Here is a 25,795-nt window from a genome sequence, read left to right on the forward strand (position 1 = left end):
GGCGGCGACCCGCTACGGGTCACCGCCCCTCCGGGGGCCGTACGGTTCAGCCCTTGAGCTCCGCCGCGACCAGTTCCGCGATCTGCACGGCGTTCAGCGCCGCGCCCTTGCGCAGGTTGTCGTTGGAGACGAAGAGCGCCAGACCGTTGTCGACGGTCTCGTCCACCCGGATGCGGCCGACGTACGAGGCGTCCTTGCCGGCCGCCTGGAGCGGGGTCGGGATCTCGGAGAGCTCGACGCCCTCGGCGTCCTTGAGCAGCTCGTAGGCGCGCTCGACGCTGATCGGACGCTCGAAGCGGACGTTGACCTGGAGCGAGTGGCCCGAGAAGACGGGGACCCGGACGCAGGTGCCGGAGACCTTGAGCTCCGGGATCTCCAGGATCTTGCGGGACTCGTTGCGGAGCTTCTGCTCCTCGTCGGTCTCGAAGGAGCCGTCGTCGACGATCGAGCCGGCCAGCGGGACCACGTTGAACGCGATGGGGCGCTGGTAGACGGTGGGCTCGGGGAACTCGACGGCCCCGCCGTCGAAGGCCAGCCGGTCGGCGGTCTCGGCTACGGCGCGGGCCTGGGTGCGCAGCTCGGCGACACCGGCCACGCCCGAGCCGGAGACGGCCTGGTAGGTGGTGGCGACCAGTGCGGTCAGGCCGGCCTCCTGGTGGAGCGGCTTGAGGACCGGCATGGCGGCCATGGTGGTGCAGTTCGGGTTGGCGATGATGCCCTTGGGGCGGTCCTTGACCGCGTGCGGGTTGACCTCGGAGACGACCAGCGGGACCTCGGGGTCGCGGCGCCAGGCGGAGGAGTTGTCGATCACGACGGCGCCCTGGGAGGCGACCTTCTCGGCGAGGGCCTTGGAGGTGGCACCACCGGCGGAGAACAGGACGATGTCCAGGCCGGTGTAGTCGGCGGTGGAGGCGTCCTCGACCGTGACGCCGTCGACGACGGTGCCGGCGGAGCGGGCGGACGCGAAGAGCCGCAGCTCGTCGAGCGGGAACTCGCGCTCGGCCAGGATGCTGCGCATGACTGTGCCGACCTGACCGGTGGCTCCGACGATTCCGACCTTCACGGGGACTCCTCCGTACGTATGTGCAGGGTGCTGCCGGTCCATGATGCGTATGTCCCGTGCCGCCTTGTCCAATCCATTGTCCAAGGGCCGGGACGGCCGGCCGGGTGTCCGCCTCAGCTCTCCTTCGTACGGGCGTAGTGGCGGGAGGCCTTGGCCCGGTTGCCGCAGACCGCCATCGAGCACCAGCGGCGGGTGCCGTTCCGCGAGGTGTCGAAGAAGTGCAGGATGCACGCCTCGTGGGCGCAGGCCCGGATCCGGTCGGGCGCGGTGCGGAGCAGGTCGAGGTAGTCGCGGGCGGCGGTCCAGCCGGGGCCCCGGGCGGGGTCGGTGAACTCGGCGCGCTCGCCGGGGCCTTCGGTGGTGAGGGTGGCCCGGATGCGGCCGTGGCCGAGGACGGCGTCGACGCGGGCGGTGGCGTCGGGGTCGCCGGGGCGGTCGACGAGCGCGGCGAGCGCGTCCCGGGCGGTGAGGGTGTGGCGGAGGGTGGCAGCGTCGGCGGTGAACCGCTCGGCCAGGCCGTTGGCGGTGAGCCAGACGGCGAGGCCCTCGACCCCGGTGAGCAGGTCCTGCCGGACGCCGTCCTCGTTCCAGCGGGTGTTGAGGAGGTCCAGGGAGACGGGCTCGCCGGTGAGCGGTCGCGGGTCGACGGGGGTCGTGGCGGCGGTCATGGCGGCACCCTTCTCGGCGAACTAACCCCTCAAGAATACGTGAGCGGTTGACGCTCCTCCCGACTAACCATTAAAGTCGAATTAAGGGGTTAGCTCGGAGAAGCCCCGGCATCCGCACCCTCTGGAGGACCCCGTGGGCTCCCACGACACGCAGCCCGGACCCGCGTACCACCCCGGCTCCCTCGCCCTCCAGGACCGCTTCGGCGTCCGCGACCTCGCCGCCCACGTCGGCCGCTCCATCGCCCCCGGCATCCGGCCCGTCGCCGCCGCCTTCCTGGCGGCCCAGCCCATGCTGCTGCTCGGCGCCGCCGACCGCTCCGGCCGCGTCTGGTCGAGCCTCCTCGCCGGGGCCCCCGGCTTCGTCCGCGCCACCGGCCCGCACACCCTCTCCGTCGCGGGTGGCCTTCCCGCCCACGACCCGCTGGCCGGGGCCGTCACCGTCGAAGGCACCGCCGTCGGCACCCTCGCCCTCGACCCCCGCACCCGCCGCCGGATGCGCCTCAACGGCACCGCCAGGCCCAGCGCGCGCGGGATGGTGATCGAGGCCGAGCGGGTCTTCTCCAACTGCCCGAAGTACCTCCACCGACGGGAGTGGTACGGCTCCGACCCGGCCGGCCCCGGAACCGGTGCCGTGCGGCACGGCGAGGTGCTCACCCCCGACCAGGTGCGCCGCGTCCGTGCCGCCGACACCTTCTTCGTCGCCACCGTCGGCCCCCACGGCGTCGAGACCAGCCACCGGGGTGGCAACCCCGGCTTCGTCCGGGTCGAAGCGCCCCGCGAGCTCACCTGGCGCGACTACCCGGGCAACGCGATGTTCCTGACCCTGGGCAACCTGGAGTCGGACGGGCGCGCCGGGCTGCTCTTCCTGGACTGGGAGACCGGGACGACCCTCCAGCTCAGCGGCCTCGCCCACACCGAGTACGGCCCCGAGGGGCGGGTCACCCGCTTCCGGGTCGAGCGCACGGTCGAGACCCCGGCGGGCAGCCCCCTGCGCTGGTCGGCCGTGGACCGCTCACCGATCGACCCGGCCGCCTGAACCGCCGATCGACCCGGCCGCGTGAACCGCCGATCGACCCGGCCGCGTGAACCGCCGATCACCCCCTCCGCCTGAACCGCCGATCCCTCCGAAGCCGCCTCCGCCGACACCCCGAGGACCGCACGTGACCACCACCCCGGCCCCCGAAGCCACCCTGCCGGCCGCGGCCACGGCCGCCACTCCGCCCCGAGCCGCCGCCCGCCCCGGTCCGCCCCCGCGCCCCCGGCTCCGGGTGCTGCTCGGTTCCACCGTCGGCAGCGTCGCCGCCCTCCTGATCCTGGTGGCCGTCGGGACCGTGCTCCACCTGCCCCTGCTGATCCCGCCGCTGGCGGCGAGCATGGCCCTGGTGGCGGGCGCCCCCGACCTCCCGCTGTCCCAGCCGCGCTCGGTCGTCGGCGGCCAGCTGCTCTCCGCGCTCACCGGCTTCGCCGTGCTGGCCCTCGCGGGGCCGGGCCTCTGGTCCGCCGCCGTCGCGGGCGGCCTCGCGCTCGGCGTGATGATGGCGGCCCGCACCCCGCACTCGCCCGCCGCGGCCACCGCCGTGATCGTCGCCCTCCAGTCGCCGCCCTTCGGGTCGTTTATCGGCCTTCTCGCCCTCGCCTCCGTCCTGCTGGTCGCCGTCGGCCTCGGAGCCGCCCGCGTCACGGGCCGGGAGTATCCCGCGTACTGGTTCTAACCTCGTTGCATGAAGCAGGAGTTGAGGGTGGCGGCCTATGCCGTGTGCGTCCGGGACGGCGAGCTGCTCCTCGCCCGCTGGGTCGCGGACGACGGGACCAGGCGGTGGACCCTGCCCGGCGGTGGCATGGACCACGGCGAGGAGCCCGTACGGACGATGGCCCGGGAGGTCGAGGAGGAGACCGGCTATCTCGTCGAGCCCACCGCCCTCCTCGGCGTCGACTCCATCCGCCGCAGTTGGCTCCGCCGGTTCGGGGGGCCGGGCGACTTCCAGGGCCTGCGGATCATCTACGAGGCCCAGGTCGCCGGGGGCGCCCTGCGCAACGAGACCGGCGGATCCACGGACCTCGCCGCCTGGCACCCGCTCGACACCGTCGCCGCCCTGCCCCGGGTCGAACTCGTCGACATCGGCCTCGACCTGTGGCGCGAGCGGCCCCCGGTAGGCCGCTCCCGCCTCACCGATCCGTCAAACGGCTGAAAAGGGCTCAACCGCCCCACACTCGCTCAACCATCCCCGCGGTCCCTCGGTCCTCCCCGCCGACCGCAGCACACGCACAGCAGAGTCACAGGGGAGCCCGCATGTCAGCCGTACGCACCACCCGCACCGTCCTGGCCGCCGTCCTGGTCGCGGGGATCACCGCCACCGCGCTCGCCGCCCCCGCGCTGGCGGCGGCACCGGCGCCCGCACCGGCGAAGCAGGACCACGCGGCCACGCAGCAGGCGCTCAGGGACGCCGTCGACGCCGGGGTGCCCGGCGCCGTCGCCCAGGCCCGCGACGGTCACGGCACCTGGACCGGAACCGCCGGCGACCGCAAGGGGAACGACCGCTACCGCGTCGGCTCCATCACCAAGACCTTCACCGCCACCGTCCTCCTCCAGCTCCAGGCGGAGGGCCGCATCGACCTCGACGACCCGGTCGGGAAGTGGCTGCCCGGCGTCGTCAGCGGCAACGGCCACGACGGCGGGAGGATCACCGTCCGCCAGCTGCTCAACCACACCAGCGGCATCTACAGCTACACCGAGGACCCCGCCTTCCAGGAGAAGGTCTTCGGCCCCGGCTTCCTGGAGCACCGCTACGACACCTGGACCCCGAAGCAGCTGGTCGCCGTCGCCATGAGCCACAAGCCGGACTTCGCCCCCGGCACCTCCTGGAACTACTCCAACACCAACTTCGTGCTGGCCGGCATGGTGATCGAGAAGGTCACCGGCCGCCCCTACGGCAAGGCCGTCGAGAACCGGATCATCAAGCCGCTCAAGCTCCGCGCCACCACCGTCCCCGGGACCCGCTCGGCCATGCCGCAGCCCAGCAGCCCGGCGTACTCCAAGCTCTCCCGGGACGTGAACGCCCCCGTCCACGACGTCTCCGCGCTCAACCCGAGCATCGCGGGCGCGGCGGGCGAGATCATCTCCGACTCCCGCGATCTGCAGACCTTCTACCGCGCCCTGCTCAAGGGCCGGCTCCTCACCAAGGACGGTCTGAAGGAGATGACCACCACGGTGCGGATCTCCCCCGAGTTCCCGAACGTGGGCTACGGCCTCGGGCTCATGAAGGAGAAGCTGAGCTGCGGGCAGGAGGTCTGGGGCCACGGCGGCGGCATCCACGGCTCCACCTCCCTCGCCCAGGTGACCCGCGACGGCGAGCACTCCCTCGCCGGCAACTTCAACGCCGACTGGACGGGCGACACCCAGAAGGTCGTCGAGGCCGAGTTCTGCGGCACCGGCGCCGCCCCCGCGAAGTAGGCCGTCACCGCGGCAGGACGGAGACGTACGCGGCGGGCTGCCGCTCCGGCGCGGCCATCAGCGCCGTACGCACCACGGTGGCCTGCTGGTCCATCGCCTCGCGCAGCTTGCGCGGGGTGAGGTGGACGACCGTGATGCCGAGCCGCTCCAGGTGCTCGCGCTTGCGGGTGTACTCGGACCACAGCGCGTCGTCGTCCCGCCGGGGCGCCCGGGTGTCCAGCTCGACGGCGACCGCCTGGTCCGGCCAGTAGGCGTCCACCCCGCCCAGGTGCGGGCCGCCCGGCAGCCGCAGGTCCACGTTCCACAGCGGGTCCGGCAGCGCGAACTCCCGCACCATCTCGTACAGCCGCTCCTCGGACAGCGAGCGGCCCTCGGCGAGCAGCGCGTCCACCGCGTCCACCACATGCGCCCGGGTGAGCAGCCGCGCCCGGCTCAACTCCCGTACCACCGAGCCCGGTTCGCAGTGCCCACCGCGGACCGCCTCGGTGAGCAGCCGGCGTACGGCCTCCGGGTCCGAGAGGCCCGACACCGCGTCGGCGACGGCGCGGGCGACCGGGGCGACGGGGACCCCGGTGAGCTCCAGCGGCTCCGGGGACTCGGGGGCGCGCACGATCCGCACCCAGCCGGTCGAGCGCAGCCGCCGGGTCCTCGGCACCAGGACGTCGATCCGGTCGAGGGCGGTCAGCGGGGGAGCGGAGGAGAAGCGGTGCAGGGTCAGCGCGGCGAGTCCGGTGATCATGGCGTCGGGGCCCTGCGGGGGTACGGCCCCGGTCCTGCGGGCGTAGAGCAGCGCCGCGTGGAGCCGGTCCTCGCTGGTGGGTACGCCCGGCTGGAGCAGGAAGACACCGGGCAGCAGCTGCTGCCAGCCGCCGCCGGGCCGGCAGCGCGCGGCGACCTCGCGGGACGCGACGCCCCGGCGCCTCAACTGGTCGGCGGAAGCGAGGCGTTGCGTGCCGCCGGTGCGGCAGGCGAGGGGGACGGGGCAGGGGGTGATGGGGGAGTTGTGGTTCATGCGAGGGGTCTTCCGCTTGCGAAGGTTCCCCTAACCCCTGTTACACGCTCGTCGACAATTGGGGACAACCTCGCCCTAAAGTACGCACGTTCGAGTGTCGATGGGGGAGCGGCGCACCTTCCGGGGCGCCGCTCCCCTCACCTGCCGGCTACTCCGCCGCGCGCCCGTCGCAGGCCTGCGCCCGCAGCGCCCGCGCCAGGTCGTCCCGGGCTTCGAGGACCAGGCGCCGCAGAGCCGGCGCCGCCGACTCGTGCTCCGAGAGCCACGCGTCCGTCGCGGCCAGCGTCGCCTCGTCGTCCTGGAGCCCCGGGAACAGGCCCCGGACCACGTCCATGCCGATCTGGATCGACCGCTCGGCCCACAGCCGCTCGATCGCCGCGAAGTACTTCTCCGCGTACGGCGCGATCAGCTCGCGCTGCGAGGGCTGGACGAAGCCCGCGATCGTCGCCTCGACCAGCGCGTTCGACAGGGTGTCCGACTCGACGACCTGCGCCCAGGCCTGCGCCTTGACCGCCGCCGAGGGACGCGAGGCGAGCAGCCGGGTCTGGTGGCGCTTGCCGGTCGCGGTGTCGTCCCGGCCCAGCTCCTCGTCGATCCGGACCTCGTCCGCGCGGCCGTGCGCGGCCAGCGGGGAGAGCAGCGCCCAGCGCAGCTCCTGGTCGACGTCGAGCCCGTCGATCTTCGCCGTACCGTCGAGCAGCCCCTCCAGGAGCTGGAAGTCGGCGTCCGCACCGGCGGTGGCCGCGAAGAAACGCGCCCAGGTCAGCTGGTGCTCGCTGCCCGCCTCGGCGAGCCGCAGCTCGCGCAGGGCGCCCTCGGCGAGCAGCCGCCCGCCCTCCTCGCGCCACTCGGGGGCGGCGTAGAGGGTGACGGCCGACTTCGTCCAGGCGTGCACCATCTGGAGGACGCCGATCTCGGTCTCGCGGCCCGCGAAGGCGAGCACGACGGAGACGAAGTCCCGGGCGGGCATCAGCCCGTCACGGGTCAGGTTCCACAGCGCGGACCAGCACAGGGCGCGGGCCAGCGGGTCGGTGATGTCGCCGAGGTGCTCGCGCAGGGCGGCGAGGGAGCCGTCGTCGAAGCGGATCTTGCAGTAGGTGAGGTCGTCGTCGTTGACGAGGACCAGGTCGGGCCGCTCCTCGCCCGCGAGCTCGGTGACGACGGTCCGGGCGCCGGTGAGGTCGGCCTCGGCCCGCGCGTAGCGCACGAGGTCCCCGCCGGAGATCCGGTAGAGGCCGACGGCGGCCCGGTGCGGGCGCAGCTCGTCGCCCTCCTGGAGGACGGCGAGTTCGGTGATCCGGCCCTCCGCGTCGTAGGTGACGGCCGGGGTCAGGCTGTTCACGCCGGAGGTCTGCAGCCAGGACTTCGCCCAGGTCTTCATGTCACGGCCGGAGGTCTCCTCCAGGATCGTGAGGAGGTCCGCGAGGCGGGTGTTCCCGTAGGCGTGGCGCTTGAAGTAGCGGCGGGCGCCCTCCAGGAACGCGTCCCGGCCCGCGTAGGCGACGAGCTGCTTGAGGACCGAGGCGCCCTTGGCGTACGTGATGCCGTCGAAGTTGAGCTTGGCGTCCTCCAGGTCACGGATGTCGGCCGTGATCGGGTGGGTGGACGGCAGCTGGTCGGCGCGGTACGCCCAGGACTTGCGGTTGTTGGCGAAGGTCACCCAGCTGTTGCTGAAACGGGTCGCCTCGGCGTTCACGAACGAGCCCATGAAGTCGGCGAAGGACTCCTTCAGCCACAGGTCGTCCCACCACACCATGGTGACGAGGTCGCCGAACCACATGTGCGCCATCTCGTGGAGGATGACGTTGGCCCGGCTCTCGTACGCCGCCTGCGTCACCTTGCCGCGGTAGATGTACTCCTCGCGGAAGGTCACCAGGCCCGGGTTCTCCATCGCGCCGAGGTTGTACTCGGGGACGAAGGCCTGGTCGTACTTCCCGAAGGGGTACGGGTAGTCGAAGTTGTCGTGGAAGAAGTCGAAGCCCTGCTTGGTGATCAGGAAGACGTCGTCCGCGTCGAAGTGCTTCGCGAGCGACTTCCGGCACATCGCGCCGAGCGGGATCTCCAGGTCGCCGCGCCGGTACGAGTCCGTCACGTAGTGGTACGGGCCCGCCACGACACAGGTGATGTACGTGGAGATCGGCGCCGTCTCCGCGAACCGCCACACGCCCTCGGCGTCCTGCTCGCCCGCGCCGTTCGACCAGACCGTCCAGCCCTCGGGCGCGGTCACCGAGAAGCGGTACGGGGCCTTGAGGTCGGGCTGCTCGAAGTCGGCGTACACCCGGCGGGCGTCGGCCGGCTCGTACTGCGTGTAGAGGTAGACCTCGCCGTCCTCCGGGTCGACGAAGCGGTGCATGCCCTCGCCGGTCCGGCTGTAGGCGCACTGCGCGTCCACCACGAGCGTGTTGTCGTCGGCGAGGCCGTCGAGCGCGATCCGCGAGCCGTCGAAGACGACCGCGGGGTCGAGCGCGCGCCCGTTCAGGGTGACCGAGGTCACGGACGGGGCGATCAGGTCGACGAACGTACTCGTGCCCTCGCCGGTGCGGCGGAAGCGGATCGTCGTCTCCGAGCGGAAGGTGCGCACCTCCTCGGCGGAGTCGCCGACCGCCGACCGGAGGTCGAGGACGACCTCGTAGCCGTCGACGGACAGCAGCGCCGCCCGCTCGTGGGCCTCGTCGCGGGACAGGTTCTCACCGGGCACGGTCACTCCTTTGTGGCACGTTCGAAACAGCACCGATCCTCCCATGTGCGGCTGACACCCGGCACAGGGGAATGCCTTCGCGCCGCCATGGCGTTGCCTCCTTTCGGCGCACCACCTTCCCGACGGCCTTACCGAGGAGCGAGATGTCCGAGAGCAGGACCACCGCCGACTTCTACTTCGACCCCCTGTGCCCCTGGGCGTGGATGACCTCCCGCTGGATGCTGGAGGTGGAGCAGGTGCGCCCGATCGACGTGCGCTGGAAGGTCATGAGCCTGGCCGTGCTCAACGAGAACCGCCTCGACGAGGTGCCGCCCGAGTACCGCGAGATGCTGGAGACCCAGGCCTGGGGCCCCGTCCGGGTCGTCGTCGCCGCCCAGCAGCTGCACGGCGACGAGGTCGTCGGCAAGCTCTACACGGCGCTCGGCAGCCGTTTCCACAACAACGGCGAGGGCCCCACCCGCGAGGCCATCGCCGGCGCCCTGAAGGATGTCGGCCTGCCCGAGGACCTGGTCGAGTACGCCGACAGGGACACCTATGACGCCGAGCTGCGCGCCTCCCACAAGGAGGGCATCGACAAGGTCGGCCAGGACGTCGGCACCCCCGTCGTCGCGGTGCCGGGCCCGGACGGCGACGAGGTCGCCTTCTTCGGCCCGGTGGTCACCCCCACCCCGCGCGGCGAGGCGGCGGCCCGGCTGTGGGACGGCACCCTGCTCGTGGCGTCGACGCCGGGCTTCTACGAGATCAAGCGCACCCGGACGGCGGCTCCCAGCTTCGAGTAGTCCCGGTCGCGCAGCCGGAAGAACCCCCGTGAGTCATGTCCTCACGGGGGTTCTCCTTTCATCCGCCTGCCCGGTGAACGGTGAGAAGACGATCACGAGCAGGAGTCGGAGTTCAGAAGGAGATCAGCGGTACGGAGGCCTTGGCGGCCTGGTAGCGGCGGCTCACGTCCTGCCAGTTGACGAGCTGCCACATGGCTTCGATGAAGTCGGCCTTCTGGTTCTTGTACTGCAGGTAGAAGGCGTGCTCCCAGGCGTCGAAGACCAGGATCGGGACCGAGCCCTGGCCGACGTTGCCCTGGTGGTCGTAGACCTGCTCGACGATGAGCCGGCCGCTGACCGGCTCGTAGGCGAGGACGCCCCAGCCGGAGCCCTGGGTGGTCGCGGAGGCCTTGGTGAGCTGGGCCCTGAACTTGGCGAAGGAGCCGAAGGACTCGGTGATCGCGTCCGCGAGGTCACCGACGCCGTCGGCGGCCAGCGGCTCGCCGCCCCCGCCGTTCTTCGGGCTGTCCATGTTGTTCCAGTAGATGGAGTGGAGGATGTGGCCGGAGAGGTGGAAGGCCAGGTTCTTCTCCAGGCCGTTGACCGCGCCCCACTGGTCCTTGTCGCGGGCCTCCTCCAGCTGCTCCAGGGTGTCGTTCGCGCCCTTGACGTACGCGGCGTGGTGCTTGTCGTGGTGCAGCTCGATGATCTGCGGATCGATCACCGGTTCCAGCGCCGCGTAGTCGTACGGCAGCTCCGGAAGTGTGTAGATCGCCATGCCAGGCCCCTTCGACTGCTCCTGCTTATTGCAACCTATATGCAAATGCAGGCTAGCAGCAGGTGGCGGAGAAGTTGATCAGCCCTTCGTCCTGGGTCCCGCGCCGGGCGCGGCGAGACCCGGGGCATGACGAAGCCCCCGGACCGTGTGTCGGTCCGGGGGCTCTCGTACGGCGCTCTCGTACGGGGGAGGGCTCAGGCGGCCCGGCCGGCCGCCGCCCGCTGGCGTGCGTAGCCGACGATCGCGAGCAGCAGCGTCAGCCCGCCCGTCCAGTACAGCTGCACCCGGGTGCCCTCCTCGCGGGCCATCAGGAAGAAGATCGTCGCCATGCCGGCCAGCGCCACCCAGGTCAGCACCGGGAAGCCCCACATCCGCACGACCAGCTTCTCGGGCTCCTCGCGCTCGGTGCGGCGGCGCAGCACCAGCTGGGAGGCGGCGATGAAGAACCAGACGACCAGGATGATCGCGCCGATCGTGTTGAGCAGCCAGACGAAGATGTCGTCCGGACGCCAGTAGCTCAGCAGCACGCACAGGAAGCCGAAGACGGAGGAGACCAGCACCGCGGGGCGGGGGACCCCGCCGTAGGTGCGTCCGAGCGCCTTGGGGCCCTGGCCGCGCGAGACCAGCGAACCGGCCATCCGGGAGGCGCCGTAGATGTTGGCGTTCATCGCGGAGAGCAGGGCGACCAGCACGACCACGTTCATGATCTGGCCGGCCGCCGGGATGCCCAGGTGGTCGAGGGTCGCGACGTACGGGCCCTTCTCGACGACCGCCTCGTCGCCCCACGGGACCAGGGTGACGATGACCGCCATCGAGCCGATGTAGAAGAGCGCGATCCGCCACATCGCCGTACGGACGGCCTTGGCGACGCCCTGCACCGGGTGCTCCGACTCGGCCGCCGCGATGGTGACCGTCTCCAGGCCGCCGTACGCGAAGACCGAGGCGAGCAGGCCCACGATCAGGCCCTCCGAGCCGTGCGGGAAGAACCCGCCCTCGCCGGTGAGGTTCGCGGTGCCGGGGGCGTCCGTGCCGGGCAGGACGCCGACGATCGCGAGCACGCCGATGCCGAGGAAGAGGACGATCGCGCCGACCTTGAGCGCGGCGAACCAGAACTCGAACTCGCCGAAGTTCTTCACCGCCGCCAGGTTGGTGACGCAGAAGACCAGCATGAAGAGCGCGACCCAGGCCCACTCGGGGCTGCCCGGGAACCAGCCGGTCATGATCTTCGCCGCGCCGATGCCCTCCAGGCCGACGGCGACGCAGAGCAGGAACCAGAACGCCCACCCGGCGGTGAAGCCCGCCCACGGGCCGAGGGCCCGCTCGGCGTGGACGGAGAAGGAGCCGGAGGCCGGGTTCGCCGCGGACATCTCGCCGAGCATGCGCATCACGAGCATGACGAGTACGCCCGAGATCGCGTAGGCGATCACGATCGAGGGGCCGGCGGCGGCGATGCCGGCGCCGGAGCCGACGAAGAGCCCGGCGCCGATGACGCCGCCGAGGGCGATCATCGAGAGATGGCGCTGCTTGAGGCCGTGGGTGAGGCCCTGGGCAGCTGCGGTCGCGCCGTCCTTCCGGTCGGCCGGCGCGGGCGCGGTGGTCCGAGACATGGGCGAGCCCTGTTCACTAGCTGAGACGGGGAGAGCCCACAGTCTGAGCGCGCGCACCGCTCACAGGGAACAGGAGTCCGCTATACGGGCACCGGCCTCACACAAGGTGAAGATTCAGTTCCGGTTCGTGCGCAGTTCCCGCACCCACGCCACCAGCAGCACCGCCCCGGTCGCCGCGCTCGACCACAGCACCTGCGGCCTGGCCGTGTCGTCGAGCAGCATCAGCACCAGCACCACCCCCATCGCGGCCAGCGCCACCCAGGTCAGCCACGGGAAACCCCACATCCTCAGCGTCAGCGTCTCGGGCGCCTCCCGCTCGATCCGGCGCCGCAGCCGCAGCTGCGAGACCGCGATCAGCGCCCAGACGAACAGCAGCACCGCGCCGACCGCGTTGAGCATGTAGAGGAAGACGGAATCCGGCCACTTCAGATTGAGCAGGACGGAGACGAAGCCGAAGGCCACCGAGGCGAGCACCGCCCGGCGCGGCACCCCGCCGCCCGCCACCCGGTCGCCCGACACCTTGAGCAGCCCCCTCGGCGCCTCCCCGCGCTCCGCGAGCGAGAACACCATCCGGGAGGACCCGTACAGGTTGGCGTTGAGCGCCGAGAGCAGCGCCACGAACACCACCACGTTCATGATCTGGCCGGCCGCCGGCACCCCGATCGCGTCCAGGACCGCCACGTACGGCGACTCGCCCGGCTCCATCGAGGTCCACGGCAGCAGCGTCACGATCACCAGCATCGATCCCACGTAGAAGAGCAGGATTCGCCAGACCGCGCTGCGCACCGCCCGCGCCACGTTCCGCGCCGGGTCGTCGGACTCGGCCGCCGCGATCGTGACGACCTCCAGACCGCCGAAGGCGAAGACGACCACGAGGACGCCCGAGACCACGCCCGACCAGCCGTTCGGCAGGAACCCGCCCTGCCCGGTCAGGTTCGTGAGCCCCACCGGGTCCGTATCGGGCAGCCAGCCCACGATCGCGAGCACGCCCAGGATCAGGAACAGCACGATCGCGCCGACCTTGAGCGCGGCGAACCAGAACTCGAACTCGCCGAAGTTCTTCACCGCCGCCAGGTTGGCGAGGGTGAACACCACCATGAAGACCAGCACCCAGCCCCACTGCGGCACCCCCGGCGCCCAGCCGTGCGCGATCCGCGCCGCACCCGTCGCCTCCACGGCGAGGACCACGACCAGCAGGAACCAGTACAGCCAGCCCACCGAGAAGCCGGCCCAGCGGCCGAGCGCCCGCTCGGCGTGCACCGAGAACGCCCCCGAGGCCGGCATCGCCGCCGACATCTCGCCGAGCATCCGCATCACCAGCATCGCGAGCGCGCCGGCGATCAGATACGAGACCACGATGCCGGGTCCGGCGACCGCGATGCCCACCCCCGAACCGACGAAGAGCCCGGCGCCGATCACACCGCCGAGCCCCAGCATCGTCAGATGACGCTGCTTCAGACCGTGGGAGAGGGGCTCCTGTTCGGGAGTGAGAGGGTCGTGCATGTGGGGGCTCGTGCTCTCTGGCGGTTTATGGAGACTCCACAGTCTCTCCAGTGAACGCCCCCTGGCGCAAAAGGGACCTCCACGGAGGAGTTCCCAGTGACAAGCGTCACGTGGCGCGAGGTGTGTTCGACGGCCTTTGTTCGATCTCCACGAAGCGCTCGCCCCGCGCTTTGTGGGCCGCTGACGGTGATCGGGCGTTCACTCCTGGCATACCGTCAACCTGTCCCACCCACCCTCACCCCCGCGGAGTACCGATGAGCACCGCCGCCGCCCCCGCCCGTACCCTCCGTGCGGGCACCGTCCTCGCCGACCTCATCCCGTCGAGCCGCGCCCGGGACATCGCCCTGGTCGTCGGCGGCGCCGCCCTCACCGGCCTCGCCGCGCAGCTCTCCGTCCCGGTCCCCGGCTCGCCGGTCCCGGTCTCCGGCCAGACCTTCGCCGCTCTGCTCGTCGGCACCGCGCTCGGCGCCCGCCGCGGCTTCCTCGCCCTCGCGCTGTACGCGGTGGCGGGCATGGCGGGCGTGCCGTGGTTCGCCGAGGCCTCCTCCGGCTACGGCATGCCGTCCTTCGGCTACGTCCTCGGCATGCTCCTCGCCGCGACCGTCGTCGGCTCCCTCGCCCGCCGCGGCGCCGACCGCTCGGTCCTGCGCACCGCCGGCACCATGGCCCTCGGCTCCGCGATCATCTACGCCGTCGGCGTGCCCTACCTGGCGCTCGCCACCGGCATGACCTTCGGCCAGGCCGTCGCCGCGGGCCTGACGCCCTTCCTCATCGGCGACGCCCTCAAGGCGGCCCTCGCCATGGGCGCCCTCCCCACCGCCTGGAAGCTCGCCGGCCGCAAGGGCTGAGCGCCCCACCGCGCACACGAGGAGGGCCCGTCGTTCCCCGGGGAACGACGGGCCCTCCTCGTGTGCGGGCTACCGGATCACCGGCGCTCGGAGACCTCCGCGGCCTCCGCGGCCTCCACGGCCTCCGCGGGCCGGTCGGTACGGCCGAGGCGCTGGCGGACCAGCGAGATCGCGATGACGAGCGCGGCGACGAGCAGGGACAGGACCACCTGGTCGCGGTTGCTGCCGCCGTCGTAGACCATGTAGCCGAGGACGCCGACGATCATGACGATGGTCGCCCAGGTCAGGTACGGGAAGAGCCACATCTTCACGACCAGCTTCTCCGGCGTCTCGCGCAGGATGATGCCGCGCATCTTCAGCTGGGTCACACAGATGACCAGCCAGACGAAGAGCGCCACCGCGCCGGAGGAGTTCAGCAGGAAGGCGAAGACGGTGTCGGGCCACTTGTAGTTGAAGAAGACCGCGACGAAGCCGAAGACGACCGAGCCGAGGATCGCCGCCGTCGGCACGCCCCGCTTGTTGACCTTGGCGAAGGCCTTCGGCGCGTCCCCGCGCCGGCCGAGCGAGAAGGCCATGCGGGAGGCGGTGTAGAGGCCCGAGTTCAGGCAGGAGAGCACGGCGGTCAGGACGATCACGTTCATGATCTGGCCGGCGTGCGCGATGCCGATGGAGTCGAGGGCGGCGACGTACGAGCCCTTCTCGACGATCGACTTGTCGTTCCACGGCAGCAGCGTCAGGACGACGAAGATCGAGCCCAGGTAGAAGACGCCGATGCGCCAGATCACGCTGTTGGTGGCCTTGCTGACGGCCTTCTGCGGGTTCTCGGACTCGCCGGCCGCCAGGGTGACGATCTCGCTGCCCATGAAGGAGAAGACGACCATCAGCACACCGGTGAGGACCGCGCCCGCACCCATCGGGAAGAAGCCCCCGCTGTCGGTGAGGTGCGCGAAGCCGGCGCCCGGGTTGTCCGAGCCGGGGAGCACGCCGAAGACGGCGAGCAGTCCGATGACGACGAAGGCGCCGATGGCGACGACCTTGATGCCGGCGAACCAGAACTCGAACTCGCCGTACGAGGCGACCGAGCCGAGGTTGGTCGCGGTGAGCACCACCATCACGATGAGCGCCCAGCCCCACTGCGGGACGGCCGGGACCCAGCTCTCCAGGATCTTGGCGCCGGCGGTCGCCTCGACGGCGAGGACGACGACCCAGAAGAACCAGTAGAGCCAGCCGATGCTGAAGCCGGCCCAGCGGCCGAGCGCGCGGTCGGCGTAGGCGGAGAAGGAGCCGGAGGAGGGCCGCGCGGCGGCCATCTCGCCCAGCATCCGCATCACGAAGACGACCATGGCGCCGACGAGTGCGTACGACAGGAGGATCGCGGGGCCGGCCGCGGCGATGCCGGAGCCGGAGCCGACGAACAGGCCGGCGCCGATGACGCCGCCGATCGCGATCATCGACAGGTGGCGGTTCTTGAGTCCGGCCTTGAGGCCGTCGGCGGACTGCGGGGCGTCGGGCGTGCCGGTGCCGTCGCTGTCCTTCGTCAGGGTCGGTTGCGTGTTCATCGACGCTTCCTCGTGTGTGGGGGGCGCTCGGGTCGCGAGCCCGAGCATTGAACCCCGTGGGCGGGGATGATCGGAAGCCCCCATTCCGGATCGTTGTACGGGCGACATCGCGAGAGTCGAAGGTCCGTACCAGGTCGGTGAAGGTCCCGACCCCGATGCCTGCTACCCGGGCCCTGACGTGCCACACTCGGCATCATGCGCGTCTATATCGGTTCCGACCACGCCGGCTTTGAACTAAAGAACCACCTCGTCGAGTGGCTCACGGCACACGGCCACGAGCCCGTCGACTGCGGTCCCCACATCTACGACGCCCTGGACGACTACCCGCCGTTCTGCCTGCGTGCCGCCGAGAAGACGGCCGCTGACCAGGACGCCCTGGGCATCGTCATCGGCGGCTCCGGGAACGGCGAGCAGATCGCCGCGAACAAGGTGAAGGGGGTGCGCGCCGCCCTCGCCTGGAGCGAGCAGACCGCCGCCCTCGGCCGCGAGCACAACAACGCCAACGTGATCTCCGTCGGCGGCCGGATGCACACCCGGGAAGAGGCGACCAAGTTCGTCGAGATCTTCCTGAACACCCCGTACTCCGGTGACGAGCGTCACACCCGCCGGATCGACATGCTCACCGCGTACGAGAACACCGGCGAGCTCCCCCCGATCCCGGCCCACCACCCGCAGGAGCCCACCGCCTGATGCCCGAAGGGCACACCATCCACCGACTGGCCGCCGACCACCGGGAACGGTTCGGCGGCCGGTCCGTGCGCGTCTCCAGCCCCCAGGGCAAGTTCGCCGACTCGGCCGCCCTGCTCGACGGCGCCGTCCTGGAGGCCACCGAGGCCCACGGCAAGCACCTCTTCCTCGGCTTCCCCGGCGAGGAATGGATCCACATCCACCTCGGCCTCTTCGGCAAGGTGAACTTCGGCGACGTCCCCGCCCCGCCGCCCACCGACACCGTCCGGCTGCGCCTCGCGAACCCGGAGTCGTACGTCGACCTGCGCGGCCCGACGACCTGCGCGCTCATCACGGACGCCGAGAAGCGGGCGATACACGACCGGCTCGGCCCCGACCCGCTGCGCACCGGCGACGACCCCGACCGGGCCTGGCAGCGGATCTCGAAGTCCCGCAGCACCGTCGCCGCCCTGCTCATGGACCAGAAGGTCATCGCCGGCGTCGGCAACGTCTACCGCGCCGAAGTCCTCTTCCGGCACGGCATCGACCCCTACCGAGCGGGCAAGGACCTCACGGCGGGGGAGTGGGACGCGATCTGGACCGACCTCGCGATGCTCATGCGCGAGGGCGTCCGCCTCAACCGCATCGACACGGTCCGCCCCGAGCACACCCCCGAGGCCATGGGCCGCCCGCCGCGCGTCGACGACCACGGCGGCGAGGTCTACGTCTACCGCCGGGCGAACCAGCCATGCCACCTCTGCGGCGCCGGCATCCGCACGGCGGACCTGGCGGCCCGGAACCTCTTCTGGTGCCCGGACTGCCAGACCCGCTGACCGCGCCCTCCTGCCGCTAGAAGCTGTGCGGCAGCCACGGCGCGACGGGCGACCCGAAGGCGACGGACGCCTCGAGCAGCGCCCCCTCCCGCAGCTCCCGCACCCGCCCGGCCGAGGCCAGCGACACCAACGAGGTCCCACCCAGATAGGCCGCACCCAACTCCCTTACGGACAGCGCGAGATCGGCCACGTCCCCCGTCCGTACGCAGCTTGCCCCCTTCGCGTCCCCGGTCAGCCGCCAACGCCCCTCGTTCCAGGGGCAGAACGCGTCCTCCACCTCGAACACCACATCCACCGGTGCCTGGTACGTCCGCGCCTCCAGTGCCGCGCCCACCTCCACGAGCCGGACGAACAGCACCTCCCGCGCCGTCGGCTGGCACCGCCGCACGTCCGACACCAGCTGCCGCCACGCACCGTCCACCGGGCTGCTGTGGATCCGTACCGTCGACGTCAGGTCCACCGAGCACAGGAACCGCCACAGCGCCGCCTCCGCCGCCGGGTCGAGCGCGAGCAGCTGCTGCACCCCCACCGAACCGTCCGCCCCCGCGTACGACCAGTTCGGCTTGATCGCGTAGTGCGCGAAGCCCACGACCTCCCCGGCCCGCTCCGCGAGCACGCACAGCCGGGGCGAGGAACCCTCGCGCTCCGACTCCGGATCGATCAGCGGCAACCGCTCCCAGCCGGGCCCCCGGGCCACCATGCCCGGCCGCAGCGGCACCAGCCTGGCGTACACCTCCTCGCAGACCGCCGAGGACTCCGTCAGATCCGCCTGCCGTAGCGTCACCCCGTCCGTGCCCTCCGGCACCGAGAGCCGCACCCGGTGCGTGTCGATCGCCGCGTGCTCGGCCCAGGACGCGGCGCCGTAGCCGAACCGCCCGTAGATCACCGGCTCGGAGGCCGTGAGCACCGCCAGCGGCTCACCCGCCGCCCGTACGTCGTCCAGCTGCCGACGCATCATCGAGGTGAGGATCCCGCGCCGCCGGTGCGTACCGGCCACGCTCACCATCGTCACCCCGGCCGCCGGCACGAGACCTCCGCCCGGCACCGTCAGCCTGAACGAGAACGCACCCGCCGTCCCCACGCACAGGTCCCCGTCCCAGGCGCCGAGCGACCGCTCGTACTCCGTGAGGTCCCGCCACAGCGCGCGCGACTCCGCAGGCTCGTGAAGGCCGCCGAACGCGAGGTCCAGCACCTCGAACCAGCGGTCCCAGTCGTTCGGGTCGAGAACCCGCAGTTCAGTCGTCATATGCCATCGATATCAGCGGCGCCCGCCCAGGGCGACCCGATTTCACGCACATTGTCACCGGGGTACCCCTGCACGATGTCCGGCGGGATGGATAGGGTCCAGGCCAATGGGACACCGCGCAGGAGTGAACACGTACGCGGCCCGCATGCGCAGACGCGCCCGCCGGGCCCGCATCGCGCTGCGCAGGTCCGGCGTCGACTACTTCCGCGGCGACGGCTCCGACCGGCTCGCCTTCGCCGGACTCCTCCTGATGATCCCGGCCATCGCCTTCGGCACCGTCCTCGACCCCATCTGGTGCGCACCCGCCGCCCTGACCCTGCCCATCGTGGCCGGCGGACTGCTGCTGCGCCCCGCGAGCCTCCTCGGTCTGTACGCCGCCGCCGCCGGCGCCCTGATCGTCGAGTCCGTCGTCCTCGGCCCGTACACCCAGGGTCCGGCCCGGGTCACCCCGGGCACCGTCCTCGTCGTCGCCGCCTGCGGCCTCTTCGGACTGCTCATCGCCCAGTTCCGGGCCCGCGTCGGCGTGCCCTGGCGGCGCGGCGGCACCATGCTCTTCGACCTCCGCGAGCGCATCCGCGTCCAGAGCGCGCTGCCCAGGCTCCCCAAGGGCTGGCACCGCGAGATGGCGCTGCGCCCGGCCGGCGGCCAGTCCTTCTCCGGCGACTTCGTCGTCGCCGCCCGCACCCACGGCGGCCGCACCCTGGAAGTCGTCCTCACCGACGTGTCCGGCAAGGGCATGGACGCGGCCTCCCGCTCCCTGCTGCTCTCCGGCGCCTTCGGCGGCCTCCTCGGCTCCCTGCCGCCGCACGCCTTCCTCCCCGCCGCCAACGGCTATCTGCTCCGCCAGGACTGGGACGAGGGCTTCGCCACCTCCATCCATCTGGTCCTCGACCTGGAGTCCGGCGACTACGAACTCTTCTCGGCCGGTCACCTCCCCGCCCTCCAGCTCCACGCGGGCAGCGGGCGCTGGGAGGAGAAGGCCGCCGACGGCCCCCTCCTCGGCGTCTACGACCTCGCCGAGTTCCACCCCGTCAAGGGCACGCTGCGCACCGGCGACGTCCTCATGCTCTTCACCGACGGCCTGGTCGAGGCCGCCGACCGGGACATCGCCGAGGGCATCGACCGGCTCACCGGCGAGGCGGACCGCTGCGTCGCCGAGGGCTTCGAGGGCGTCGCCTGGCATCTGATCGAGGCCGTCGCCAAGGACGTCAACGACGACCGCGCGCTGCTTCTGCTCTCCCGCCCGGCCTGACCGGCGCGTCAGGTGTGACGTGATCGTCTCCACGACGATTCGTCACCAGGCAGCGGGGGCAGGGGGGTTGGTGGCACGATGGAGGCAGCGGGGGGTGTTCCGGGACACGGGCTCCCTGGTGGGCAAGGCGGGACCGACCGAGGGTGTGATCAGTTGTGGCCATTTCACTGTCTGTGGTGTTGCTGTTGGCAATCATCCTGGTGGTGCTGATCCGCGGAGGGAACCTCAAGGCCGGCCCGGCCGTGGTCGCCGTGCTCTTCGGCTTCTTCCTCGCGTCCACCGGCATGGCCGACGACATCCAGCGCTTCCTGGACTCGATAACGCAGACGGTGGCGTCCATCAAGTTCTGACGCGGGGGCGGGCAGCCACGGCTACCTCCTCTTCCCCTTCTTCTTCCGCTTCTGCTGCCTCTTCTTCCTCGAAGGGGCGGTCGGCTTCGCCTTCTTCGGAGGAAAGGCCTGCTGCACCTTCGCCTTCTCCTCCGGGGCGGGCGCGGCGGGCTTCTTCTCCTTCTTCTCTTTCTTCTTCTCCTTCTCCACCGCCGCCCCGGCCGCTGCGTCCTTGCGCGAACGGCCCGTCGGCCAGGTGAGTTCGAGTTCGACCTCGACCTCTCCCTCGCCCACCTCGAACTCCACCTCGGAGCGGAGTTCGTCGGGGATCCACAGGCTCATCGTTCCCGAGCCGAGGTCGAGCTCGACCTCCCCGCCCTTCCTCAGGGCGGCGGCGAGTGCCGTCAGCCGGTCCGCGGCCTCACCGCGGGACAGGGAGCGCTTCTGCTCGAACTTCAGGTCCTTCATGGCTGCCTCCGATCCTGAGGCCAGTCTGCACGCGCCCACCGGACCCGGCATCTCGCACGGCCCGGAAACGCCTCGGGGCCGGTCAGGAGAAGACTTCTCCTGACCGGCCCCGAGGCTCTTGGAGCGGGTGACGGGAATCGAACCCGCGTAGCTAGTTTGGAAGACTAGTGCTCTACCATTGAGCTACACCCGCACAGCACCGCGCCGCAGGTCACGAGGACCGCGGCACGAGGAGCATGTTAGCGGTTCGGGGGCCCTTCGCGCACACCCGTAAAAAGTGGGGGCGCCGCACAGTCTCCGTCCATGTACCCTACGTGTCGCACCGACGGGGTGTGGCGCAGCTTGGTAGCGCGTCCGCTTTGGGAGCGGAAGGCCGTGGGTTCAAATCCCGCCACCCCGACCATGACGATCACACGCCCACCTCGCGCACTCTTGATCACGTTGTGGGCGTCATCCCGCTTGCGGTTACTATGCAAGCTGCGTGCCCGTGTGTCGTTCTGACCGGGCCAGCCCGCCGGACCCGCTTCACGCGGCGACGGCGGTTTCCAGGAATCAGCCACAAGGAGACCGAACCGTGAAGAGCGCCGTGGAGACCCTGAACCCGACTCGGGTTCGGCTCACTGTCGAGGTGCCCTTCGAGGAGCTCAAGGACAGCCTCGACGCGGCGTACAAGAAGATCAACCAGCAGGTCACGGTCAAGGGCTTCCGTAAGGGCAAGATCCCGGCTCGCGTGATCGACCAGCGGTTCGGCCGCGGCGCCGTGCTGGAAGAGGCCGTCAACGACGCGCTCCCGAAGTTCTACACCGAGGCCGTCAACGAGGCCGAGGTCAACCCGCTCGGCCAGCCCGAGGTCGACATCACCGAGCTGAAGGACGGCGAACTGCTGGCCTTCACCGCCGAGGTCGACATCCGCCCGACGATCGAGATCCCGGACTACTCCGGCATCGAGGTCACCGTCGACGCGGTCGAGGTCACCGACGAGGACGTCGAGAAGTCCGTGGAGCAGCTCCGTGAGCGCTTCGCCTCGACCTCCCCGGTCGAGCGTGCCGCCCAGGACGGCGACGTCGTCACCATCGACCTGCAGGCCAAGGTCGACGGCGAGGTCCTCCCGGACGGTGTCGCCGACGGTGTCTCGTACACCATCGGTTCGGGCGAGCTGCTCGACGGCATCGACGAGGCCGTCAAGGGCCTGGAGGCCGGTGGCGAGGCCACCTTCACCTCGCAGCTGAAGGGCGGCTCCGCCGAGGGCAAGGACGCGGAGGTCACCGTCAAGGTCACCACCGTCGCCGCCCGTGAGCTCCCCGAGCTGGACGACGAGTTCGCGCAGATGGCGTCGGAGTTCGACACCCTCGACGAGCTCAAGGCCGACAGCCGCAAGCGCCTCGAGAACATGAAGCAGTTCGACCAGGCCACCCAGGCCCAGGAGCGCGTCCTCGACGAGCTCCTCAAGCTGGTCGAGGTCCCGATGCCCGAGAAGCTCCTCGAGGACGAGATCAACACCCGCAAGCACAACCTGGAGCACCACCAGCTCGGCCAGATGGGCCTCGACCTCGCGAAGTACCTGGAGATCCAGGGCAAGACCGAGGAAGAGTTCCTGGCCGAGACCAAGGAGCAGGCCGAGAAGGGCATCAAGACGCAGTTCATCCTCGATGAGCTCGTCAACAAGGAGAAGCTCGAGGTCTCCCGCGAGGAGCTCACCGAGCACCTGTTCCGCCGTGCCGCCTCCTCCGGCATGAGCCCGGACCAGTTCGCCCAGGCCGTGGCCGAGGGCGGCCAGGTGCCGATGCTCGTCGGCGAGGTCGCCCGCGGCAAGGCCCTCGCGGTCGTCGTCGAGGCCGCCAAGGTCGTCGACGCCAACGGCGAGGTCGTCGACCTCTCGGACGACGAGGACGAGGTCGAGGCCGCCGCCGAGGCCGTCGAGGCCGTCACCGGCGAGGCCGAGGTCTCCGAGGACAAGTAAGGCTCACCGCGAGGCTCGCGCCCCGCGCTGAACCCGCTCCACGGGCCCGTACGCACTCCTGTGCGTACGGGCCCGTGGACGTAGCCGGACCCTGTTGCACAGCCCCAACTACCTTGCGCTCCCAGCGAACAGTTCGGGAACCGGGATGGCGTTGTCCTACCTGCGCGTTAGGGTCCATGAATACGAGGGCAGTGCCCTCTGAACGAGACGCTGAGACGGCCCTGGCCGTCGGAGACGAGCAGGTGGATACGTGACGAATCTGAAGCCTTACGCCGCGGGTGAGCCGTCCATCGGTGGCGGCCTCGGCGACCATGTCTACAACCGGCTGCTCGGCGAGCGCATCATCTTCCTCGGCCAGCAGGTCGACGACGACATCGCCAACAAGATCACCGCTCAGATGCTCCTCCTGGCCGCCGACCCGGAGAAGGACATCTTCCTCTACATCAACAGCCCCGGTGGCTCCGTGACGGCCGGCATGGCCGTCTACGACACCATGCAGTACATCCCGAACGACGTCGTCACCATCGGTATGGGCATGGCGGCCTCGATGGGCCAGTTCCTGCTCACCGGCGGTACCCCCGGAAAGCGCTTCGCGCTGCCGAACACCGACATCCTGATGCACCAGGGCTCCGCCGGCATCGGCGGTACGGCCTCCGACATCAAGATCCAGGCCGAGTACCTGCTGCGCACCAAGAGGCGCATGGCCGAGATCACCGCGCACCACTCCGGCCAGACCGTCGAGGCGATCATCCGCGACGGTGACCGTGACCGCTGGTTCACCGCGGACGAGGCCAAGGAGTACGGCCTCATCGACGACATCATCACCCACGCCGCGGGCGTTCCCGGCGGCGGCGGCACGGGCGCCTGAGCCCGGCCGCTGAAGAGCCCCAGCCCCCGCCGAACGCCACCAGGACGGTGAACACCCAGATGCAGAACAACCTCTCCGCGAGCGGCCTCTACACCGGCGCGCCGATGGACAACCGCTACGTCGTGCCGCGCTTCGTGGAGCGCACCTCGCAGGGCGTGCGCGAGTACGACCCGTACGCGAAGCTGTTCGAGGAGCGCGTGATCTTCCTCGGCGTGCAGATCGACGACGCCTCCGCCAACGACGTCATGGCGCAGCTGCTGTGCCTGGAGTCGATGGACCCGGACCGCGACATCTCGATCTACATCAACAGCCCCGGTGGCTCCTTCACCGCGCTGACGGCGATCTACGACACGATGCAGTTCGTGAAGCCGGACATCCAGACGGTCTGCATGGGCCAGGCGGCCTCCGCCGCGGCCGTGCTGCTCGCCGCCGGCACCCCCGGCAAGCGGATGGCCCTGCCGAACGCCCGCGTGCTGATCCACCAGCCGTCGGGCGGCACCGGCCGTGAGCAGCTCTCCGACCTGGAGATCGCGGCCCGCGAGATCCTGCGGATGCGCAGCCAGCTGGAGGAGATGCTGGCCAAGCACTCCTCGACGCCGATCGAGAAGATCCGCGACGACATCGAGCGCGACAAGATCCTGACGGCCGAGGACGCCCTCGCGTACGGTCTCGTCGACCAGATCGTCTCCACCCGTAAGAGCACGGCCTCCGCCGAGCGCTGACGCCCGACCTTCCCCTGGCACGGCCCGCGTGGCCGAATCACGACCATGTGAACCGTGCCAAGGGGGGCCCGAACGAGGGGCCCGGCAAGGTACCGTCGAATATGAGGGACCAGGAGTCGCTGAACCAAGCGCTCCCAGGCGAAGGGGAAGCACCTCGTGGCACGCATCGGTGATGGCGGCGACCTGCTCAAGTGCTCGTTCTGCGGAAAGAGCCAGAAGCAGGTGAAGAAGCTCATCGCGGGACCCGGTGTGTACATCTGCGACGAGTGCATCGACCTCTGCAACGAGATCATCGAGGAAGAACTCGCGGAGACGAGCGAGGTGCGCTGGGAGGAACTCCCCAAGCCCCGCGAGATCTACGAGTTCCTCGAGGGGTACGTCGTCGGGCAGGAGCCCGCGAAGAAGGCCCTCTCGGTCGCGGTGTACAACCACTACAAGCGCGTTCAGGCCGGCGAGAACGGCGGCGCGCAGGGCCGGGACGACGCCATCGAACTGGCCAAGTCCAACATTCTGCTGCTCGGCCCCACGGGCTCCGGGAAGACGCTGCTCGCGCAGACCCTGGCCCGCATGCTCAACGTCCCGTTCGCCATCGCCGACGCGACGGCGCTGACGGAGGCCGGCTATGTCGGCGAGGACGTCGAGAACATCCTGCTCAAGCTGATCCAGGCCGCCGACTACGACGTCAAGAAGGCCGAGACCGGGATCATCTACATCGACGAGATCGACAAGGTCGCCCGTAAGAGCGAAAACCCGTCGATCACGCGCGATGTCTCGGGCGAGGGCGTGCAGCAGGCCCTGCTGAAGATCCTGGAGGGCACCACCGCCTCCGTCCCGCCGCAGGGCGGACGGAAGCACCCGCACCAGGAGTTCATCCAGATCGACACGACGAACGTGCTCTTCATCGTGGGCGGCGCTTTCGCCGGCCTGGAGAAGATCATCGAGTCGCGGGCGGGCGCCAAGGGCATCGGCTTCGGGGCGACCATCCGCTCCAAGCGCGAGATCGAGGCGAGCGACCAGTTCCAGGAGGTCATGCCGGAGGACCTGGTGAAGTTCGGGATGATCCCGGAGTTCATCGGCCGTCTCCCCGTGCTGACCTCCGTGCACAACCTGGACCGCGAGGCGCTCCTCCAGATCCTGGTCGAGCCGCGCAACGCGCTGGTGAAGCAGTACCAGCGCCTCTTCGAACTCGACGGTGTGGAGCTGGACTTCGACCGCCCGGCCCTGGAGGCCATCGCCGACCAGGCGATCCTGCGCGGCACCGGCGCGCGCGGCCTGCGCGCCATCATGGAGGAGGTCCTCCAGTCGGTGATGTACGAGGTCCCGTCCCGCAAGGACGTGGCCCGGGTCGTCATCACGGCGGACGTCGTCCGCAACAACGTCAACCCGACGCTGGTCCCTCGGATCGTGAAGAACGACGGCAAGGCCCGTGCCGAACTCGGCGCCGTCGAGCGGCCGTTGCTGATGGCCGTCGGGGCGCTCGAACGGGGCCGGGGATACCGGACGCTG

General features: G+C 70.7%; 24 protein-coding genes and 2 tRNA genes. 15 read left to right on the forward strand and 11 right to left on the reverse strand.

Features of this window, described 5'->3' with window-relative positions; genetic code table 11:
• Window positions 1–46 precede the first annotated feature (46 nt).
• Both ABT154_RS30030 and ABT154_RS30035 read right to left on the reverse strand, forming a co-directional pair.
• The gene (locus tag ABT154_RS30030; protein WP_351860950.1) at window positions 47–1,063 is read right to left on the reverse strand and encodes an aspartate-semialdehyde dehydrogenase; all 1,017 of its coding nucleotides are present in this window, start codon (window positions 1,061–1,063) and stop codon (window positions 47–49) included.
• Between the two features lie 113 nt (window positions 1,064–1,176).
• Window positions 1,177–1,731: a CGNR zinc finger domain-containing protein gene (locus ABT154_RS30035; RefSeq protein ID WP_351860952.1), complete on the reverse strand. Its 555-nt coding sequence runs from the start codon at window positions 1,729–1,731 to the stop codon at window positions 1,177–1,179.
• Window positions 1,732–1,864: 133 nt separating this feature from the next.
• Between ABT154_RS30035 and ABT154_RS30040 the strand changes: the two genes are divergently transcribed.
• The 4 genes from ABT154_RS30040 to ABT154_RS30055 all read left to right on the forward strand — a co-directional run bounded on the left by ABT154_RS30040 (window position 1,865) and on the right by ABT154_RS30055 (window position 5,182).
• Window positions 1,865–2,767: a pyridoxamine 5'-phosphate oxidase family protein gene (locus ABT154_RS30040; RefSeq protein ID WP_351860954.1), complete on the forward strand. Its 903-nt coding sequence runs from the start codon at window positions 1,865–1,867 to the stop codon at window positions 2,765–2,767.
• A 124-nt stretch (window positions 2,768–2,891) separates the two neighbouring features.
• Entirely contained in the window at window positions 2,892–3,443 is a 552-nt protein-coding gene (locus tag ABT154_RS30045; protein WP_351860956.1) for an HPP family protein, read from the forward strand.
• 9 nt (window positions 3,444–3,452) lie between these two features.
• Window positions 3,453–3,920 carry an NUDIX hydrolase gene (locus ABT154_RS30050; RefSeq protein WP_351860958.1) on the forward strand — a complete coding sequence of 156 codons (468 nt, stop codon included), beginning with the start codon at window positions 3,453–3,455 and terminating at the stop codon, window positions 3,918–3,920.
• A gap of 101 nt (window positions 3,921–4,021) precedes the next feature.
• Entirely contained in the window at window positions 4,022–5,182 is a 1,161-nt protein-coding gene (locus tag ABT154_RS30055) for a serine hydrolase domain-containing protein (RefSeq protein WP_351860960.1), read from the forward strand.
• A 4-nt stretch (window positions 5,183–5,186) separates the two neighbouring features.
• Here the strand turns inward: ABT154_RS30055 and ABT154_RS30060 are convergent, their stop codons facing one another.
• Both ABT154_RS30060 and pepN read right to left on the reverse strand, forming a co-directional pair.
• Window positions 5,187–6,194, reverse strand: coding sequence for a hypothetical protein (locus tag ABT154_RS30060; protein ID WP_351860962.1), 1,008 nt, complete (start codon window positions 6,192–6,194; stop codon window positions 5,187–5,189).
• 148 nt (window positions 6,195–6,342) lie between these two features.
• Window positions 6,343–8,892: an aminopeptidase N gene (gene pepN, locus ABT154_RS30065; protein WP_351860964.1), complete on the reverse strand. Its 2,550-nt coding sequence runs from the start codon at window positions 8,890–8,892 to the stop codon at window positions 6,343–6,345.
• Window positions 8,893–9,035: 143 nt separating this feature from the next.
• Here pepN and ABT154_RS30070 point away from each other — a divergent pair, with 143 nt between their 5' ends.
• On the forward strand, window positions 9,036–9,671 hold the full coding sequence (locus tag ABT154_RS30070; protein WP_351860966.1) for a mycothiol-dependent nitroreductase Rv2466c family protein: 636 nt from the start codon (window positions 9,036–9,038) through the stop codon (window positions 9,669–9,671).
• A gap of 112 nt (window positions 9,672–9,783) precedes the next feature.
• On the opposite strand, the gene ABT154_RS30075 is transcribed toward ABT154_RS30070, so the two are convergent.
• The 3 genes from ABT154_RS30075 to ABT154_RS30085 form a co-directional block, all read right to left on the reverse strand.
• Window positions 9,784–10,428, reverse strand: a complete 645-nt coding sequence (locus tag ABT154_RS30075; RefSeq protein ID WP_351860968.1) for a superoxide dismutase — start codon at window positions 10,426–10,428, stop codon at window positions 9,784–9,786.
• A gap of 194 nt (window positions 10,429–10,622) precedes the next feature.
• Entirely contained in the window at window positions 10,623–12,035 is a 1,413-nt protein-coding gene (locus tag ABT154_RS30080; RefSeq protein ID WP_351860969.1) for an amino acid permease, read from the reverse strand.
• A 114-nt stretch (window positions 12,036–12,149) separates the two neighbouring features.
• Complete coding sequence (locus ABT154_RS30085) at window positions 12,150–13,538, reverse strand: amino acid permease (RefSeq protein ID WP_351860971.1); 1,389 nt, start codon at window positions 13,536–13,538, stop codon at window positions 12,150–12,152.
• Between the two features lie 254 nt (window positions 13,539–13,792).
• On the opposite strand from ABT154_RS30085, the gene ABT154_RS30090 reads away from it, so the two are divergent.
• Complete coding sequence (locus tag ABT154_RS30090) at window positions 13,793–14,386, forward strand: biotin transporter BioY (RefSeq protein ID WP_351860973.1); 594 nt, start codon at window positions 13,793–13,795, stop codon at window positions 14,384–14,386.
• Between the two features lie 77 nt (window positions 14,387–14,463).
• Here the strand turns inward: ABT154_RS30090 and ABT154_RS30095 are convergent, their stop codons facing one another.
• A complete protein-coding gene (locus tag ABT154_RS30095; RefSeq protein ID WP_351860975.1) occupies window positions 14,464–15,945 on the reverse strand; it encodes an amino acid permease in 1,482 nt (493 codons plus the stop codon).
• A gap of 195 nt (window positions 15,946–16,140) precedes the next feature.
• Here ABT154_RS30095 and ABT154_RS30100 point away from each other — a divergent pair, with 195 nt between their 5' ends.
• Together ABT154_RS30100 and ABT154_RS30105 are read left to right on the forward strand one after the other, a co-directional pair.
• Window positions 16,141–16,635 carry a ribose-5-phosphate isomerase gene (locus ABT154_RS30100; protein ID WP_351860977.1) on the forward strand — a complete coding sequence of 165 codons (495 nt, stop codon included), beginning with the start codon at window positions 16,141–16,143 and terminating at the stop codon, window positions 16,633–16,635.
• Entirely contained in the window at window positions 16,635–17,444 is an 810-nt protein-coding gene (locus ABT154_RS30105) for an Fpg/Nei family DNA glycosylase (RefSeq protein WP_351860979.1), read from the forward strand. The genes ABT154_RS30100 and ABT154_RS30105 overlap by 1 nt, the downstream gene beginning before the upstream one ends.
• A 16-nt stretch (window positions 17,445–17,460) precedes the next feature.
• Here ABT154_RS30105 and ABT154_RS30110 read toward each other — a convergent pair whose 3' ends face one another.
• Window positions 17,461–18,690: a GNAT family N-acetyltransferase gene (locus tag ABT154_RS30110; RefSeq protein WP_351860981.1), complete on the reverse strand. Its 1,230-nt coding sequence runs from the start codon at window positions 18,688–18,690 to the stop codon at window positions 17,461–17,463.
• A gap of 106 nt (window positions 18,691–18,796) precedes the next feature.
• On the opposite strand from ABT154_RS30110, the gene ABT154_RS30115 reads away from it, so the two are divergent.
• Together ABT154_RS30115 and ABT154_RS30120 are read left to right on the forward strand one after the other, a co-directional pair.
• Window positions 18,797–19,942 (forward strand): PP2C family protein-serine/threonine phosphatase, encoded by a 1,146-nt coding sequence (locus ABT154_RS30115; RefSeq protein WP_351860983.1) that lies wholly within the window; start codon window positions 18,797–18,799, stop codon window positions 19,940–19,942.
• Window positions 19,943–20,097: 155 nt separating this feature from the next.
• Window positions 20,098–20,292, forward strand: coding sequence for a hypothetical protein (locus tag ABT154_RS30120; protein WP_056558898.1), 195 nt, complete (start codon window positions 20,098–20,100; stop codon window positions 20,290–20,292).
• Window positions 20,293–20,313: 21 nt separating this feature from the next.
• On the opposite strand, the gene ABT154_RS30125 is transcribed toward ABT154_RS30120, so the two are convergent.
• Together ABT154_RS30125 and ABT154_RS30130 are read right to left on the reverse strand one after the other, a co-directional pair.
• Window positions 20,314–20,739 (reverse strand): amphi-Trp domain-containing protein, encoded by a 426-nt coding sequence (locus ABT154_RS30125; protein WP_351860985.1) that lies wholly within the window; start codon window positions 20,737–20,739, stop codon window positions 20,314–20,316.
• A 119-nt stretch (window positions 20,740–20,858) separates the two neighbouring features.
• Window positions 20,859–20,932: transfer RNA gene (locus tag ABT154_RS30130), tRNA-Gly, on the reverse strand.
• Between the two features lie 133 nt (window positions 20,933–21,065).
• Here ABT154_RS30130 and ABT154_RS30135 point away from each other — a divergent pair.
• The 5 genes from ABT154_RS30135 to clpX all read left to right on the forward strand — a co-directional run.
• Window positions 21,066–21,142: transfer RNA gene (locus ABT154_RS30135), tRNA-Pro, on the forward strand.
• Window positions 21,143–21,313: 171 nt separating this feature from the next.
• On the forward strand, window positions 21,314–22,699 hold the full coding sequence (tig, locus tag ABT154_RS30140; protein WP_317873383.1) for a trigger factor: 1,386 nt from the start codon (window positions 21,314–21,316) through the stop codon (window positions 22,697–22,699).
• 250 nt (window positions 22,700–22,949) lie between these two features.
• Window positions 22,950–23,567: an ATP-dependent Clp protease proteolytic subunit gene (locus ABT154_RS30145; protein ID WP_351860987.1), complete on the forward strand. Its 618-nt coding sequence runs from the start codon at window positions 22,950–22,952 to the stop codon at window positions 23,565–23,567.
• Window positions 23,568–23,626: 59 nt separating this feature from the next.
• Complete coding sequence (locus ABT154_RS30150; RefSeq protein ID WP_056561395.1) at window positions 23,627–24,289, forward strand: ATP-dependent Clp protease proteolytic subunit; 663 nt, start codon at window positions 23,627–23,629, stop codon at window positions 24,287–24,289.
• 156 nt (window positions 24,290–24,445) lie between these two features.
• On the forward strand, window positions 24,446–25,795 hold a 1,350-nt coding region (clpX, locus tag ABT154_RS30155; RefSeq protein WP_351860989.1), incomplete at its 3' end, for an ATP-dependent Clp protease ATP-binding subunit ClpX.

Source organism: Streptomyces sp. NPDC001728, from assembly GCF_040297565.1.
In the GTDB taxonomy this organism is placed as follows: Bacteria; Actinomycetota; Actinomycetes; order Streptomycetales; family Streptomycetaceae; genus Streptomyces.